Below are 15983 nucleotides of genomic sequence, written 5' to 3'. Positions count from 1 at the left end.
GTACTTTTCACATTAAACTCTTTATTTATCTGAAAAAGACTGGATAAATGTTTATATACCAGTCTTTTTCAGTAAAAAATACTTATTTAAGAAGATTCTTTTCTTTTAAATAGTCTTTCGCCACTATGCTAGGGTCTTGCCCCTCCACATTGACTTGATAATTCATTTCACTCATTTCTTCTTCGCTAATTTTTCCTGCCAATTTATTCAATATTTCTGCTAATTCTGGATATTTTTCCAACGTTGCTGTTTTAATAAGTGGTGCTCCTTGATAAGGCGGAAATAGCGCTTGATCATCTTCTAACGTTACTAAATCGTATTGTCTCAATTCACTATCCGTTGAATAGGCATCAATCACATTTACCTCACCATTATTAATCGCTTGATAGCGTAATGCTGGTTCCATCGATTGGACATTCAGATTTAAATGATATTTTTCTTGTAATCCCTTATAACCATCTTGCCGATCAATAAATTCTAACGTAAAACCTGCTTTCAACTGATTGCTAATTTTCTGTAAATCACTAATCGTTTTTAATTGATGCGCTTTTGCAAATGAGCGCTTAACTGCGACGGCATACGTATTTTCATAGCGCATCGGTTTCAACAAAGTAAGGTTTTCTTGCTTTTTCAAGCCAGCGCGTGCCGCTTCATAGACTACTTGAGGTTGATTGTCTAGCTGAGGAGGATTTTTTAAAAAGGTTTCGATCACTGTTCCTGTAAATTCCGGATAAAGATCGATTTCATCTGATTTCAAGGCATTATATAAAAAAGTAGTCTTGCCAAAGTTTGGCTTTAACGTCACCTGAATGTCGCTATTTTCTTCAATTAAGGCTTTATACATATTAATAATAATATCTGGTTCCGCTCCTAATTTGCCAGCAATTGTCAGCTGTTTTTCCTTTGAAGAAGTTTGTTGATTCCAGAAAAATGAACCACCTAACAAAAGGCCTAAAATAGTACCGCAAATGATTAGTCGCCGCCCATTCGCTTTTTCCAACCAATGAATTCCATAATTAAATAAGACTGCTAGTGCAGCTGATGAAAGAGCTCCAATAAAAATCAACGATAAATTATTTCGATCAATTCCTAATAAAATGAAGGTCCCTAAACCACCTGCTCCAATTAACGCCGCCAACGTGGCCGTACCAATAATTAAAACGGTAGCCGTTCGAATACCTGAAATAATAAATGGTAATGCCATTTGCAACTCAAACTTAAACAGTTTTTCTTTTTTACTCATCCCAAATGCTTCTGCGGCTTCTTCTAACGAAGGATCAATTTCCGTCAAACCAGTATAGGTGTTTTGTAAAATTGGGAATAAGGCATAAATCACTAGCGCAACAATTGCCGGTGGTCGACCAATACCAATTAACGGAATCAGTAAGCCTAGCAAGGCTAAAGAAGGGATGGTTTGGAAAATCCCAGTCACTTGTAACAGACTTTCCGCTAACTTACGATGACTCGTTAAATAAATGGCTAGGGGAATTGCAATCAACGCAGCGAATAATAACGAAATAAAGGACAATTGCATATGCTCGATTAACGCTTGCAGATATTCTTCTTTTCGAGCGAAAAAAGTTTCAATCAGTGCTTGCATCTACTGTCCCTCGCTTTCCAACAGTTGTTCCATAAAACGAGTAATCGTTTTTGAGGTGATACACCCTAAAACTTGTTGTTTTTCTACTAAATTTGCTTTCTCTTGCGCATTAATGAGTTGGACAATCTCTTTTAAATTGGTTTCCATGAAAACAGTCGGCACTGGCTCAATCGTCTCATCTGCGGCTTCTAAAAATGCAGTCAAGTCAGCGCCACAATAGTTCGCTAGTTCTGGCGAAGATTGTTTGAAAAATTGACCGACAAAATTATTTTTCGGATGTTTTTGAATGGCTTCTGGCGTATCGACTTGAATAATTTTGCCAGCGTCCATAATACAGATGCGCTCCCCTAACAATAAAGCTTCATTCATATCATGGGTCACAAAAACAATGGTACTCGCTAATTCCTGATGAAGTTCTTTCACCAAACGTTGAAGATGATGTCTTGAAATCGGATCTAGCGCGCTAAAAGGTTCATCCATTAAAATCACTTCTGGTTCGGCTGCAATGGCGCGTAAAATCCCGATACGTTGTTGTTCGCCTCCTGAAAGCGCTGCTGGCTTACGATGCAGATATTCCTCAGGATCCAGCTGAACTTTTTTCAATAGTTCAATGGTTCGCTCTCTGCGTTGCTCTTTGGGCCATTTTTTCATTTCAGGAATCAACTCAATATTTTCCGCCACGGTTAAGTTAGGAAATAAGGCAATTTGCTGAAGAACATAGCCAATTTTTAGTCGTAATTCACGTAAAGGGTAGTTGGTTACCGCTTGTTCATTGAGAGCCACTTCACCTGTCGTTGGCTCAATGAGCCGATTAATCATTTTCAAAGTCGTCGTTTTTCCACTACCACTCGGCCCTACTAATACAAAAAATTCGCCTTGTTGGATTGTTAAATTCACATCGGACAAAACGGCATTTTCTTGATATACTTTTGAAACATTTTGAAATTTTATCATTTATTTTCACCGCATCTTTCACTTCTTAATAAACAAATTCTTTGGAGGATCGTCACTCTTTCAGTATAATTTAAGACTAGCATCCTGCCTAATTTTTTGTTTTAAGCGCAAGTATGTGGGGGCTCATTTAACGGCTGCCGGTTCGTATCTACAATTATCTACTCAATGAATGGAAAAATTGTCCTCTTCTGCCTTAAACAAAAGTGAACTGTTTTCTACTAAAAGGAGTGATCGTTATGGAAAACGACAAGCGAATTTATAAATGGGACAACGTGAAACTTTTTTTAATTTTCTTAGTGATTTTTGGGCATATTTTAGATCGTGAAGCTGCTCCTTCACGACTCATGGAAACGATCAACTTTTGGATCTATTCATTCCATATGCCAGCCTTTATTTTTGTCTCTGGACTTTTTAGTAAACATGCAATTAAACAACGAAAATATCTCCGCTTACTTTCCTTTGTTTGGCTTTATCTCTTAGCGAAGTTGTTGATTACGCTTGCTAATTTCGCCTTTGCAAATAAAATGAATTTTGATTTACTGAACGAAACGGGCGTTCCTTGGTACTTACTTTCCTTAGCAAGTTTCTACTTAATTACCATCTTTCTTCAGCGCGTTCAGCCGAAAATCATGTTGCCCATCATCATTGTTATCGGCTGCGCCTCAGGCTATTTGCCTGTGGAAGGTTTCTTGTCTTTAGGACGGACTCTGGGCTTCTTCCCTTTCTTTTATTGTGGCTACTTAATGGATATTCAAAAGCTACAAACCTTTTTAGATCATCGCAAAGTCAAATGGGCAGCGATAGGCGTAATTTTAAGCTCCTTTTTATTTGTAAATAGTCAATGGTCATTGGCAACGAAATTTTGGGGCTTCTTAACTGGTTGGGCTTCCTACGCTGAAATTAGTCCGGCCTTTGAATACAGTAGTTTCATTCAGCTGTTCTTTTACGTTGCTGCAGCATTGGTGTCTCTTTCTTGGTTTGCATTATTGCCGAAACGAAAGTTACCTTTAAGCGCCCTCGGAAAAGATACCCTCTACCCTTATCTCTTGCATATGCCCTTAATTATTCTGTTGGAAAGTGGTTTACAATTAGACACACTCTTTAAAGAATGGTTTACTTTCCGAATCCTGGCACTTTTCTTCTTAGCCCTCTTCATTTTAGCTATTACGAATATGCCTGTGGTGAAACGGGGAGCGGATTATCTTTTTAATCCAATTGCATATGTGTTGCCAAAACAATGGTTAAAAGTTAAATAAAAAAAGAAGAGCGTGGGACAAAAATCACTTTGGATTTTTGCTCCACGCTCAAAAACTGTTAAACGGCGAGAGTTGCAATGTTTCACTGTGAAGCATGAACAGATGAAATCATCGTACCTACTTGGTTCTTGGAGCTAAACACTTTTATCTCAGATTTTTTTCAACTATTGAAACAATCCTTTAATTTTATCAAACAAACCATCGGTCGTTGTATCAGCTAACATCGCTGTAATTTTATGATAGTGTTCGCCTAATTCATCTTTATGTTCTTCAATGAATTGTTGTGCATGTTCCACGTTGCCTTCTCCAATTAAATCTTTTGCTTTTTGAACTAATTCTTCTACGTTCATCTTCACACGTCCTTTGATTAAATAGTTAACAATAAGTGTTTCACTCATTGCGTTTTCTCCTATTTATCGTATCGTGGGATCCTTTGATTTGCAAGAAATTTTCAGTAAATTGACGGTTCTGATTTTGGGTTTTTAAAAGGCAAAAATTGCAAAAAAAGCTGTTTTCGAAAATCGAAAACAGCTTTTTTACTTTACTTCGCTAAACGATAAATCGCATCTGCATAAATAGCAGCTGCTCGGAATAAGTCATCTAATTCCATAAATTCGTTGGCTTGGTGCATTGTGTCTGTGTAGCCAGGGAACATTGCGCCATAGGCAACACCACGTTTTAATAAGCGGCCATAAGTACCGCCACCAATGATTTGTTCTTGGCCTTTTTCGCCTGTATGGTCTTCGTAAACTTGTAGTAACGTTGCCACCAATGGATCATCAACTGGTACATAATGCGGTTCTTGGTTGCGATCTCCTTGTGTTGCAGTGACCGTTTCACCGACTGTTGCTTGAACTTTTGCTTGTAATTCTTCTGCTGAAGTTCCTTTTGGATAGCGGAAGTTTAATGTTACTAAGCTATTTTCAGGATTTTCTGGATCAAAGTTAACAATCCCAGCGTTCATTGTCAATTTACCCATTTTTTCGTCTTCAAAAGCCACACCTAATTTTTCGCCATAAAAATCTTCATGGATAAATTCAGCAATGGTATTAATAAAGCTGTATGCGCCTTCTGCAAAGCTGTAATCATTTAAGAAAGTTGCCAAGAAAGTCGCTGCGTTAATTCCAGATTGTGGGCTAGCACCGTGAGCACCTTTACCAACTACATGGAAAGTCACTGTTTTATCTGAAAGTTCTGCGTTACCTGAAATTTTTGCTTCTTGTTTGATGAATGTTTCAAAGCTAGCAGCTAATGAAGCCGCTTCGTCTGCTGAAGCAGCCGTTACAACAGCATCTGCTGTTCCCGGAACCATGTTTTCACGTAAACCAGATTTGAAGCTTTCTAATTTATAATCAGCGCCGTTACCGCCTCGGAAAGTTAAACGAATAGTCACATTTCCTTTTTCCCCATTAATAATTGGGAACTCAGCATCTGGTGAGAAACCAAAGTCTGGCGCTTCTTCATGTTGGAAATAGTAATCCATATCGCCCCAGCCGCTTTCTTCGTCACTTCCTACTACGAAACGGATTTTTTTAGACACGGGTAAGCCTAATTCTTTGATAATTTTCATTGCGTAATAAGCAGCCATACTTGGGCCTTTATCATCGCTTGCACCACGTGCATAAATTTTGCCATCTTTAATGACTGGTTCATAAGGATCTGTTTCCCAACCATCACCAGCAGGAACAACGTCCATATGACCAAAAATTCCTAATGTTTCGTCGCCTTCGCCATATTCAATATGCCCAGCGTAATTGTCGACATTTTTCACCGTAAAGCCATCACGTTCACCATACGCTAACATGTGTTTTAAGCCAGCAACTGGTCCAGGTCCAAAGGGCGCTTCAGGTGTTGCTTGCGCATCATCCCGTTCACTGTTGATCCGTAATAAGTTTTGTAAATCTTCTAATAAGTCGTCTTTACGTGCTTCGACTTCTTTTGTCCAATCAATTGTCATTTGTTGTCACTCCTATTCATAAAGTTCTACATAGTCAATCATACCATTTTATGCAGAAAAAGAAAGAAACCCGACACTATTTTTCGAGAAATTTTTTATCTTTTCCGCAGAAAGGGCTGGGTTTTTGTTTATTTTAATTGAGGTATGATTGTTTAGGTTGTAGTTGTTGTAATTCGGCTTCTGTTAAGGGCCGATATTCCCCTAGTTCTAACGTTTCATCTAACCATAGTTCGCCCATTCGTAATCGTTTTAAATACGTCACAGGTTTGCCTACAGTGGCTAACATCCGTTTGACTTGATGGAATTTTCCCTCTTGAATCACTAAACGGACTACGGAAGTCCCTTCTTCCTCATTGATCGTCTCAATGACTAAGCGACTTGGTTTAACCATTTCTCCATCTTTCAAGGCAAATCCTTGCGCAAACAGTTGACAATCTTCCGCTGTCACAAGTCCCTCAACTTCAGCTAAATATTCTTTATCCACATGCTTTTTAGGCGATAATAATTGATGCGCTAACTGGCCATCATTTGTTAACAGAAGCAAGCCTTCGGTATCTTTATCCAAGCGACCAACTGGGAACAAGTCGGCACGGTAATCCTGATCAGTTAACAAGTCAATTACCGTTTCATCTCGCTGATCTTCCGTCGCAGAAATGACACCTTGTGGTTTATGCAACATGTAATAAAAGAATTTCTGATACGTAAGAATTTCTCCCATCAAGGCAATTTGATCTGTTTCTTCATTTACTTGTGTTTTGGCTTCTTTTACGACGTCACCATTCACCGTAACGACTTTTTTCTTTAACAATTGTTTGATTTCTTTACGACTACCGATACCAACATCGGCTAAAAATTTATCTAAACGCATCGTCATTCCTCTTTCCTTTAAAAAAATAGCTTGGGACATAAATCGAATCGATCGATGTCTCAAGCCTTGTCTCTTAAGAGAATCTGCTGAAAGGAGTTCAATCAGCTATTATTTAATATTGAATTTTGCACGTAATTTTGCGGCATTTTTCCCTAATAAACGATCAGCTAAGCGAATCTTCAAGACCGAATAGCCATAAAAAGCGCCTCCTGCAGCAGCCACAATTACAACGATAATGAAGGCTTGGAAACGTCTAGTTGGATCTAAAAATAGATACAAGAACTGACGGAAAATCAAAGCGATAATCATCATGATGACTGTAATACAGAACATTAACAATGTTCGCCGTAAGGTTAATTTGTAATTAAAACGTGTCACTTGGCGAATTCTTCTTAGAATCAATACGCAAGAAACCGTAAAGCCAATCATCGTTGCTAATAACGGACCGTAAACTTCAAATAAACGGATTGCGGGGAATTGCACGATTAATTTCACTGCTAAACCAATTCCTAAATAACGCATTGCGTCACGATTTTCATACATCCCCATCAACATATTTGACACTAACATATACAAGCCCAAGAATAAACTAGCGTAACAAGCTTGCACTAATAAAGAAGTACCTAAAGCATCTGGCATGTAAAAAACAGTGTATAGTGGTTGCGCTAAAACAATCATACCGAACGTTGCTGGCAACATTACAAACACAAAAAGTTGTAAATTATTACTAATCAAACGCGCTAATTCACGGTGATTTTTTAAGGTGACCGCTTCTGTAATTAACGGTAATCCAGTAGCCGAAATCGAAGTCGCTAAAGCCACGACAATCATGGTTAATTTGTCCGGATTGGCATTAAAAATACCGAAAAGCTCTCGTAATTGGGTATCTGAATAATCCGTAAACAAACGCATAAAGTTTGAGAAAGTAAACTGATCTACAAGTTTAAAGACCGTCACCCCTGAGCCAACTACGATAAAAGGAATCGCCTCTTTAAAAGTTTCAATCAATAACTCTTTTGGAGCAATTTCATGTTCATTGGCGCTGTGTTCTTCTAAATAATCAAATAATGGTTTTTGTTTGTACATGTAATAGCCTAAAACCGCAAAACTTGCGAGCATCCCAATAAATGCCGCAAAAGTGGCTTGGGTCACCGCTGTAACGTAATTACCTTCAAAGACTTTCATGATAATAAAAGCAGTTAATAACATGTAAAACACTCGTGCTACTTGTTCAACAATTTGTGATAAAGCAAAGGGCATCATTTCTTGATTTCCTTGGAAATAACCGCGAATGACACTCATGCTTGGGAAAACTAAAACGGCTAAACTTAATGAACGCATTGTTGGAACTAATTCAGGACCTCCGCCAGACAAAGCTGCTAATGCCGGAGATGCCAAATACATCACAATAGCAAAAACCACACCTAAGCCACCCATTAGTTGTAAGGCACGATAAAAAAGCTGTCGACTAATTTTATATTCGTTCAATGAATTATAATGCGAGGTCTGCTTGGCAATCGCACCTGGAATTCCGGCGGTAGAGATCATTAGGAATAAGGCATAAATCGTATACCCCATTGAAAACAAACTGTTCGCTTCGTTTCCGTGCTCGCCCATCCAAGCGTACCAGGGGATGATGTAAATCGCCCCTAACATGCGGGAGATAATATTACTAGCTGTCATCCAAGCTGAGCCTTTGACCATTTTTTCTTGGTTCGTCAGGATTGGTTGATCAACTGAATTTGGTTGATTGATCATTTTGTCCTCCAATATTCTTTGAGTATGCTTTCTTTATTTTAATTGTTCATCTTGGGATATGCAACGACTTTCTCGAAGAATTATCCTATTTTAACATTTCTCATGGATTTTCTCACGCTAACGAGATGGTTTTTTTAAAAGAAAAATAATGCTATAATGACATCAGTTTTGAAATTTCGTTGAAACGTTTGGAGGCAAAAAAAGTGACGATTTCATTATTCGCAATTCGCGATTGCTTAGAAAAAGAAGATTTATTAAAAGAATTTATTTCACCAGAAGGCTGGCACTTGACTCTTTCCGACACGTTAGGTCAACGAGAAGTAACGGCTCTTTCTTACGATTCGAGAGACGTAACAGCAGAAACACTCTTTTTTTGTAAAGGATTAAACTTTAAAGAAATCTATTTAGAAAATGCTGTAAAAGACGGCCTAGAAATCTATGTTTCTGAGGTGCCTTATGAGGTTCCGGCGCAACTAGGAATTATCGTGACTGACATTAAAAAAGCAATGGCTGTGTTAAGCATGGCTTTTTATGATTATCCACAAAATAAATTAAAACTGATTGGCTTTACTGGAACCAAGGGTAAAACAACAGCGGCTTATTTCACCAAATATATTTTAGATGTTGCTACACAACAAAAAACAGCCTTGCTTTCTACCATGAATTCGACATTAGATGGCAAAACATTCTTTAAATCTGCCTTGACTACACCCGAATCTTTGGACTTGTATCGAATGATGGCAACCGCTGTTGCTAACGGGATGACTCATTTTATTATGGAAGTTTCTTCCCAAGCCTACAAAACTAATCGTGTCTACAAGTTATTTTTTGATGTCGGCATTTTTTTAAACATTACCCCCGACCATATCAGTCCAATTGAACATCCAACCTTTGACGATTACTTTTATTGCAAACGTCAATTGATTACACATTCTAAAGTCATTGTGTTGAATCACGAAGCTGATTATTTTCCATTACTTAAAGAAACTGCACAACAGCAAAAAGTCCCTGCCATTGTCTATGGCAGTCAGCCAGCTTCAGAAGTTGACTATTCATTCGCTGTTTCTTCAGAGGATTCCTTACGTTTTATCGTTGAAAGTCCTGCAGATGCGTTAGGATTGGCCGGCTCTTATCACCTTCGTTTAGGTGGTGATTTTAACAAAGGTAATGCGTTAAGTGCGGCGATTGCTAGTGTCCTTGTGGGAGCTTCAAAAGAAGAGTGTCAACAAGGGATCGCAGCAACCACCGTCCCTGGCCGGATGGAATCTTTAACGAATACCAATGGTGCAACCGTCTATGTTGATTACGCTCATAACTATGACAGTTTGAAGAATCTTTTAACCTTTGTCCGTGAAGAACATCCTGACGGCCGCTTAATTGTTCTTGTCGGTAGCACGGGAGACAAAGCGATTTCTCGCCGCAAAGACTTTGGTAGGGTTCTTTCTGAATTGGCTGATGTTGCAGTCCTAACAACCGATGACCCAGCCAGTGAAGATCCAGCAAAAATTTGCCAAGAAATTCAAACCCATATTACCAAAGAAATGCCTGTTTACACCGTTTTAGATCGTGGCGAAGCAATTGCTCACGCATTATCTTTAAGCACAACGGCTGATGATGCGATTGTCTTAGCTGGTAAAGGCGCCGACCTTTATCAAAAAGTAAACGGCGTAGATGAACCTTACGCAGGAGACTTTGCCCTTGCGGAAGCTTTCATTAATAAAAAGAACTAAATCATTTAAACACACATGAAAAAAACAAGCTGCAACCACTTATCAACAAAGGTTGCAGCTTGTTTTTTAAAGAACTTCTTTTATTTTCGTTACTTCTTCTTCCGATAACCCATGACCGCCATCCACTAGTAAAAAGTCAACTGGAAAATGTTTCTTTAATTGGTTAGCTAAAGAAAGAACTTGTCCCGGAATACTCAACTCATCCTGAGCCCCTGTTGTGACAATCACTTTTGTCGCAAACTCACCAGATACATATTGATAGCCTAAATTGCTTGGATGCAGTAAAATAACAGTGTTAGCAATAGTCGGGTTCTTTTCTAACAGGCCTAAAATAAAATTGGCACCGTTAGAGTACCCTATAAAAATAACTTCATCGTATAACTTTTGCGGTTGCCAAACTTCTTCTAGAAACGCAGTCACTCGCTCATCAAAGTTAGCACGAGGTAATGCTCCATTGACTAATGGCGCAAAAAAGCGTCGCTGTTCGCCTACACCTTCTGTCCCTAAGTAACTTAGAACACTCGCTTCTGGATAAAGGGTTGCGATGGTGGTTAATAATTGATATTCATTGCCACCAGTACCATGGAAAGCGACAACTAATTGATTAGGTTTCGACCCTTTTTGAAAAAATTGTTTCATTTAATAAACCTCCAAGAAAGGAATTTTACTATGTATGCACAAATTCATCACATCTCTATTTTAAATCGATTGATAAAGCCTACATTTGACTTCTATCATAATACACTGGGATTAAAATTACTAATGAAAACGATCAACCAAGATGACCACACCATGTATCACTTGTTTTTCTCAGATAATGAGCAACGAACAGGTACCGAATTAACTTTTTTTGAATTGAATGATGGCCAAGATCAATCCTTTGGGACAAATACAATTGAACGAACTATTTTAAAAGTACCAACGCGCGCCTCTTTGGATTTTTGGGCAGAACGTCTTGAGCAAGCGGGTATCTGCCACTATGGTGTGGAAACATTTAACCAACACCCAATTTTGCGTTTTGAAGCGCCCGATAATACGCAAATGGCGCTTGTTCCGTTACGTGAATTTGAAAATGCGGAAGATTATTTTCCAGCTGAGCATTCCGAAATTCCAGTAGAACATGCAATTTTAGGCATTGATGCAATTCAATTACGCGTCCAATATGCCGCAGCTACCAAACAACCTTTAGTGGATTATTTACATTGGCATGAAAAAGAAACAGTACCTTTTTTTGAAACTGCGCATGAAGTAACCGTTCTGGAAAATCATCATCCACAGTTTTATCAAGAGGTGCATATCATTGATGACCGTACCAATCCGCTTGCCATTGAAGGGATTGGTGGCGTTCATCACGTCGCCTTTGGGGTGGAAGATACGCAAGAATTAACGCAAGTTGACAGCCTGTTGGATGAAAAGAATTTTACAAACTCAGGGATTAAAGACCGTGAATTTTTCAAATCATTGTATTTTAGAGAACCGAACCACTTATTATTTGAAGTAGCCACACAAAAAGGCCTGCTAGATGCCGAAGCCTATGAAAATCAAAGCTCAAACTTTGATGAAATCCCCCTTTATTTGCCTCACTTTTTGGCAGATCAAAGAGAACGAATCGAAGCGATTTTAGCACAACAACGCCATGAGTAAACAAAAATAGCGGTTAGGACCGCTATTTTTGTTTTTTAATATCCTATTATTGCCCTTTTTTGAAAAAAAGGAGTACACTAATAGTAGATGAACTGCGCAAGGAGGTGAGTACATGTTATCTAAGGAAGAAGTTCTACACTTATTGAACGAAGCAAAAAAAGAAGTCGATCGTTTAGAAACAAACCGCCAAGAAGATTTAGGTAATTCAATCAACTATATTGAAAATGAATTACAGCTCCAACGTGTCTTATCTCAAGTGGAAGCTTATGAAAAAGTACTTGGTTAATTGATTACGCATTAAATGAGAGAGGAGCAACCAGATTCAGGTGAATGAATCTGGTTGCTCCTCTCTCATTTTTTACTAGACTAATTCGTAAGCAAGTTCTCGTGCAATAATTTTTGCGGTTGTTTCAGCGATTTCTCCAGTAAAGCCAATGCATTGTTCCATATGCTCAGGTGAACCCATCGTCATTTTACTTGTCAAAATACTGCAGCAAACTACTCGATGCTTTTGTCGAAAACTTTGATGCAATTCGTTGGCTAAAGCCATCGTTTTATTTACTTGTTCTCCTTTGGCTTCTGTCCGACCAAAAAAGTAGCCCAGACACATAACCCCGCCTGAAAGAGCACCACAAATACACTTCGCTCCTCCAACACCTACAGGAAACCCAGAAGCCATGGCCACAGCTTCAATGGGAATCTCCGCATCAAAGTGTTGCCGAATGGTCGCCACAATCGCTTCCGAGCAATAAAAATCACCGTTACGATAATAGGCTTCCGCTTCTTCCCTGATTGCTTGTAAACAAATTCTCTTTTTCAAAATGCCCTCCATTCTGTATCCGCTTTCATTTTATGAATAAAAGGACGCCAAGCATCCCTTTATTTTATAGATTTTCTGCAGAGGTAAATACTTCTGACACATCATCATCGTCTTCTAACTTGTCAACCAAGCGCTCTAATTGCGCTTTTTGTTCATCGTTCAAGGTTAGTAAGGTTTGCGGAACCATTGTTAATTCAGCTTGTGCTAATGAATAACCTGCTTGTTCTAAAGCATCGCGAACCGCTGTAAAATCTTCTGGTGCTGTGTAAATTTCAAATACTTCTGGTGATGTTTCTAAATCCTCGCCACCTGCTTCCAAAACGACTTCTAGCATGTCGTCTTCCTCAATTGCATGATCTTCTCGCTTAATGACAATATAGCCTTTACGATCAAACATATAATTCACCGAACCCGTTTCACCTAAAGAGCCACCATTTCGAGTAAACGCGACGCGAACATTGGTGGCCGTTCGGTTGCGGTTATCTGTTAGTGCATGAACTAAAACTGCCACGCCACCTGGCCCGTATCCTTCATAAGTTACCTCGTCATAATGTTCCCCTTCACCAGCACTACTGGCTTTTTTTATGGCGCGCGCAATATTATCATTGGGCATATTGGCTGACTTAGCTTTATCGACTGCTAAACGTAAAGCAGGATTCATTGCGGGGTCAGGGCCACCTGCTTTTGCCGCCATATAGATTTCCCTTGAAACTTTTTGGAAAATTTTCCCACGTTTGGCATCTTGCGCATTTTTACGCCCTTGAATGTTGCTCCATTTGCTGTGTCCTGACATCCTTGATTCCTCCTGACTTTTCGTTACTATTCTCCTTTATTCTACTCTTCTTTTCAGTTAGGAACAAGCGCTACCAAAAAAAGACCCTCGCTTATCCATCTTTCTGACGAATAAACGAAGCTCTTCTAAATTAGCGTCTTCTTTTTTTATTTTTCTTCAAACCATGAACCACCAAACAAATAACGATGGCTGTCAAAGCACCCATGGCATCCAACATAACATCTTGAAAAAGAGGGGTCCTTCCGCCTGTGATCATTTGATGAAATTCATCTAAACCTGCATAGCCAGTAGCAGCTAGCCAGGAAACAACAGCTGTTAAAAACAGACCTTTGATTCTTGGCACTAATCCAATAAACCAACTACCACCTAATAGAAAATACGTACCAAAATGGGCTCCCTTACGAATAAAAAATTCAACAAATTTACTATAACCACTAGCTTGAATGCTCACTTCACTGCCAGCATATTGAAAAGAAATGTTTTTTAATTGTTCTTCAAAAGGATGACTGCTCAGAAGTTTATCTAAAAGACCAACTTGTGATTGCTGTTCATACGTCTGTGATGAACTGAAAAATAAAATGGCCATAATTACAAACGCAATGACTAAATATAAATTACTATCTTTCAAATAATTTTTCATATAATCCTCTTTTCTTGGTTTCAAGTTGCCCCGTGCCTGCCACGGAAAATTCTTTTTTATTATAGTCGGTTTCGAGGGAAAAAGAAACAACTTCTCTTAGGTCTTATGATATACTGAAAAGAAAAAAATGAAAGAAGGATTGGATATGACCTATTCTATTACATGGGATTTAGACAGTATTTTCCCCAATGGGAGCGAGTCCAAAGAACTTAGCCAACGAATGACTCAATTAACCGAACAGACAAAAGAGTACCATCAATTAATCACAGAATGGACACCAGAAAGTGCCCAAGGCAAAGAACAATTTGCTGAAATCTTAACGTTACAAGGGAAAATCTCAAATGGCTTTTCACAATGTAATAGTTTTTTAACTGCTTTAATTTCTGCTAATACTAATGATACCAAGGCCAAAATTTTATCAGGCGATTTATACAATCTGTTGCCAGCGATTCAATTAGCTGAAACCATTTTTACTAAAAAAATCACCGAGATTTCAGCAGAACATTGGCAAGCCCTGTTAGCCGAAGAACCGTTCAAAACAATGGCTTTTCGCTTAAATGAATTACGCCGTGATGGAAAAAAACTGCTTTCCGAACAAGAAGAAAATATCATCAATACGCTTTCTCTAGATGGATTAAATGCTTGGAGTACACATTACGATACGATTGTTGCTTCCATCGTGATTCCTTTTGAAGAAAAAGATGGCTCTGTGACAGAACTATCTGCAGGCCAAGCCTTTAACCGCATGATGGGAGATCCTGACAAAGAGGTTCGTCAACGTTTGTTTACAGCCTGGGAGAAAGCTTGGAGTGGCAAAGCTTCAATTTTAGCAGACACCATAAATCACTTAGATGGGTTCCGTTTATCTGATTACAAATTGCATGGCACTACAGATTATTTAGAAAATCCCTTAAACTATAATCGAATGAGTCAAGAAACATTAACGGTTATGTGGGAAACCATCCAAAAAAATAAACAACCATTCGTCGACTTTCTAACGCGCAAAGCGCAATTATTCGGCAAAGAAAAAATGGATTGGCAAGACCAAGATGCACCAATTATTTTAGGTGATTTAGAAGAAAAAACGTATTCCTTTGATCAAGCCGCTGCCTTTATTTTAGAAAATTTCCGTAAATTCAGTCCGAAAATGGCCGATTTTGCCCAAATGGCTTTTGAAAAAAGTTGGATTGAAGCTGAAGATCGTCCAGGCAAACGTCCTGGGGGGTATTGTACAGAATTACCTGAAACACAAGAGTCACGGATTTTCATGACCTTTGGCAATTCAATCAACGAAGTAGCTACTTTAGCCCATGAATTAGGTCACGCTTTCCATAGTAGCGTGATGTGGGATTTACCTTCATTGAATCGAGAGTATGCCATGAACGTAGCAGAAACGGCTAGTACCTTTGCAGAATTGATTGTTGCTGACGCCACCTTAAAAGAGGCCAAATCAGACGTTGAAAAGATTAACCTTTTAGACACAAAAATGCAAAATGCCATTGCCATGTTTATGAACATTCATGCGCGTTTTATCTTTGAAAATAATTTTTATCAAGCGCGCCAAAAAGGTTTAGTAGCGGAAGAAGATATTACTGAATTAATGTTAGCGGCGCAAAAAGAAAGCTACAAAGATAGTCTTGGCAGTTATCATCCTCATTTCTGGGCGAGCAAATTGCACTTCTTTATTGATGATGTGCCTTTCTATAATTTCCCATATACTTTTGGCTATCTATTCAGCATGGGTATCTATGCGTATGCCAATCAACAAGGCAGCTCTTTTGAAGACCAATACATTGCGTTATTAAGAGACACTGCTTCGATGACAAGCGAAGAATTAGCGAAAAAACATTTAAATGTTGACTTAACAAAACCTGATTTCTGGCAAGCCGGCATTGATCAAGTCCTAAAAGATGTGGAACAATTCATGACTTTAACTGAAAACTATGTAAACTAAGCAAAAAAG

Annotated in this window: 15 protein-coding genes; 5 read left to right on the top strand and 10 right to left on the bottom strand. The window is 38.7% G+C overall.

Annotated features, from left to right (window positions below):
* Positions 1-82: 82 nt before the first annotated feature.
* Positions 83-1600 carry an ABC transporter permease/substrate-binding protein gene (locus IGI80_RS07555; protein WP_438723169.1) on the bottom strand — a complete coding sequence of 506 codons (1518 nt, stop codon included), beginning with the start codon at positions 1598-1600 and terminating at the stop codon, positions 83-85.
* Positions 1601-2554 (bottom strand): ABC transporter ATP-binding protein, encoded by a 954-nt coding sequence (locus tag IGI80_RS07550; protein ID WP_002363150.1) that lies wholly within the window; start codon positions 2552-2554, stop codon positions 1601-1603.
* A 236-nt stretch (positions 2555-2790) separates the two neighbouring features.
* On the opposite strand from IGI80_RS07550, the gene IGI80_RS07545 reads away from it, so the two are divergent.
* The gene (locus tag IGI80_RS07545) at positions 2791-3810 is read left to right on the top strand and encodes an acyltransferase family protein (protein ID WP_104866553.1); all 1020 of its coding nucleotides are present in this window, start codon (positions 2791-2793) and stop codon (positions 3808-3810) included.
* Positions 3811-3974: 164 nt separating this feature from the next.
* Here the strand turns inward: IGI80_RS07545 and IGI80_RS07540 are convergent, their stop codons facing one another.
* The 4 genes from IGI80_RS07540 to IGI80_RS07525 form a co-directional block, all read right to left on the bottom strand.
* The gene (locus IGI80_RS07540) at positions 3975-4208 is read right to left on the bottom strand and encodes a hypothetical protein (protein WP_002355504.1); all 234 of its coding nucleotides are present in this window, start codon (positions 4206-4208) and stop codon (positions 3975-3977) included.
* Between the two features lie 143 nt (positions 4209-4351).
* Positions 4352-5767: a dipeptidase PepV gene (gene pepV / locus IGI80_RS07535; RefSeq protein ID WP_002358655.1), complete on the bottom strand. Its 1416-nt coding sequence runs from the start codon at positions 5765-5767 to the stop codon at positions 4352-4354.
* 133 nt (positions 5768-5900) lie between these two features.
* Positions 5901-6635: a pseudouridine synthase gene (locus tag IGI80_RS07530; protein WP_002355501.1), complete on the bottom strand. Its 735-nt coding sequence runs from the start codon at positions 6633-6635 to the stop codon at positions 5901-5903.
* 108 nt (positions 6636-6743) lie between these two features.
* The gene (locus IGI80_RS07525; protein ID WP_002364837.1) at positions 6744-8393 is read right to left on the bottom strand and encodes a putative polysaccharide biosynthesis protein; all 1650 of its coding nucleotides are present in this window, start codon (positions 8391-8393) and stop codon (positions 6744-6746) included.
* 203 nt (positions 8394-8596) lie between these two features.
* Between IGI80_RS07525 and IGI80_RS07520 the strand changes: the two genes are divergently transcribed.
* Entirely contained in the window at positions 8597-10123 is a 1527-nt protein-coding gene (locus IGI80_RS07520) for a UDP-N-acetylmuramoyl-L-alanyl-D-glutamate--L-lysine ligase (protein ID WP_010777405.1), read from the top strand.
* A 66-nt stretch (positions 10124-10189) separates the two neighbouring features.
* Here IGI80_RS07520 and IGI80_RS07515 read toward each other — a convergent pair whose 3' ends face one another.
* Positions 10190-10762, bottom strand: coding sequence for an alpha/beta hydrolase (locus tag IGI80_RS07515; protein ID WP_002358653.1), 573 nt, complete (start codon positions 10760-10762; stop codon positions 10190-10192).
* Positions 10763-10792: 30 nt separating this feature from the next.
* On the opposite strand from IGI80_RS07515, the gene IGI80_RS07510 reads away from it, so the two are divergent.
* Both IGI80_RS07510 and IGI80_RS07505 read left to right on the top strand, forming a co-directional pair.
* Entirely contained in the window at positions 10793-11767 is a 975-nt protein-coding gene (locus IGI80_RS07510; protein WP_002379097.1) for a ring-cleaving dioxygenase, read from the top strand.
* A 112-nt stretch (positions 11768-11879) separates the two neighbouring features.
* Positions 11880-12053 carry a hypothetical protein gene (locus tag IGI80_RS07505; RefSeq protein ID WP_002355495.1) on the top strand — a complete coding sequence of 58 codons (174 nt, stop codon included), beginning with the start codon at positions 11880-11882 and terminating at the stop codon, positions 12051-12053.
* Positions 12054-12128: 75 nt separating this feature from the next.
* Here IGI80_RS07505 and IGI80_RS07500 read toward each other — a convergent pair whose 3' ends face one another.
* The 3 genes from IGI80_RS07500 to IGI80_RS07490 form a co-directional block, all read right to left on the bottom strand.
* On the bottom strand, positions 12129-12599 hold the full coding sequence (locus IGI80_RS07500; RefSeq protein WP_002384891.1) for a C-GCAxxG-C-C family protein: 471 nt from the start codon (positions 12597-12599) through the stop codon (positions 12129-12131).
* A 52-nt stretch (positions 12600-12651) separates the two neighbouring features.
* Positions 12652-13380, bottom strand: a complete 729-nt coding sequence (locus IGI80_RS07495) for a YebC/PmpR family DNA-binding transcriptional regulator (RefSeq protein WP_002361233.1) — start codon at positions 13378-13380, stop codon at positions 12652-12654.
* Between the two features lie 130 nt (positions 13381-13510).
* The gene (locus IGI80_RS07490) at positions 13511-14020 is read right to left on the bottom strand and encodes a VanZ family protein (protein WP_002366143.1); all 510 of its coding nucleotides are present in this window, start codon (positions 14018-14020) and stop codon (positions 13511-13513) included.
* Positions 14021-14147: 127 nt separating this feature from the next.
* Between IGI80_RS07490 and IGI80_RS07485 the strand changes: the two genes are divergently transcribed.
* A complete protein-coding gene (locus IGI80_RS07485) occupies positions 14148-15974 on the top strand; it encodes a M3 family oligoendopeptidase (protein WP_438723166.1) in 1827 nt (608 codons plus the stop codon).
* Positions 15975-15983 lie beyond the last annotated feature (9 nt).

The sequence above is a fragment of the Enterococcus sp. DIV1420a genome, from assembly GCF_051712165.1.
Taxonomy (GTDB): domain Bacteria; phylum Bacillota; class Bacilli; order Lactobacillales; family Enterococcaceae; genus Enterococcus; species Enterococcus faecalis.
The sequence above is the reverse complement of the archived record's forward strand: the minus strand, read 5'-3'. Positions and strand labels throughout refer to the sequence as shown.

Bases quoted from the DNA above. Each gene is read 5' to 3' on its own strand.
- IGI80_RS07555 (WP_438723169.1), bottom strand. From the start codon at position 1,600: ATGCAAGCACTGATTGAAACTTTTTTCGCTCGAAAAGAAGAATATCTG.
- IGI80_RS07550 (WP_002363150.1), bottom strand. From the start codon at position 2,554: ATGATAAAATTTCAAAATGTTTCAAAAGTATATCAAGAAAATGCCGTT.
- IGI80_RS07545 (WP_104866553.1), top strand. From the start codon at position 2,791: ATGGAAAACGACAAGCGAATTTATAAATGGGACAACGTGAAACTTTTT.
- IGI80_RS07540 (WP_002355504.1), bottom strand. From the start codon at position 4,208: ATGAGTGAAACACTTATTGTTAACTATTTAATCAAAGGACGTGTGAAG.
- pepV (WP_002358655.1), bottom strand. From the start codon at position 5,767: ATGACAATTGATTGGACAAAAGAAGTCGAAGCACGTAAAGACGACTTA.
- IGI80_RS07530 (WP_002355501.1), bottom strand. From the start codon at position 6,635: ATGCGTTTAGATAAATTTTTAGCCGATGTTGGTATCGGTAGTCGTAAA.
- IGI80_RS07525 (WP_002364837.1), bottom strand. From the start codon at position 8,393: ATGATCAATCAACCAAATTCAGTTGATCAACCAATCCTGACGAACCAA.
- IGI80_RS07515 (WP_002358653.1), bottom strand. From the start codon at position 10,762: ATGAAACAATTTTTTCAAAAAGGGTCGAAACCTAATCAATTAGTTGTC.
- IGI80_RS07510 (WP_002379097.1), top strand. From the start codon at position 10,793: ATGTATGCACAAATTCATCACATCTCTATTTTAAATCGATTGATAAAG.
- IGI80_RS07505 (WP_002355495.1), top strand. From the start codon at position 11,880: ATGTTATCTAAGGAAGAAGTTCTACACTTATTGAACGAAGCAAAAAAA.
- IGI80_RS07500 (WP_002384891.1), bottom strand. From the start codon at position 12,599: ATGGAGGGCATTTTGAAAAAGAGAATTTGTTTACAAGCAATCAGGGAA.
- IGI80_RS07495 (WP_002361233.1), bottom strand. From the start codon at position 13,380: ATGTCAGGACACAGCAAATGGAGCAACATTCAAGGGCGTAAAAATGCG.
- IGI80_RS07490 (WP_002366143.1), bottom strand. From the start codon at position 14,020: ATGAAAAATTATTTGAAAGATAGTAATTTATATTTAGTCATTGCGTTT.
- IGI80_RS07485 (WP_438723166.1), top strand. From the start codon at position 14,148: ATGAAAGAAGGATTGGATATGACCTATTCTATTACATGGGATTTAGAC.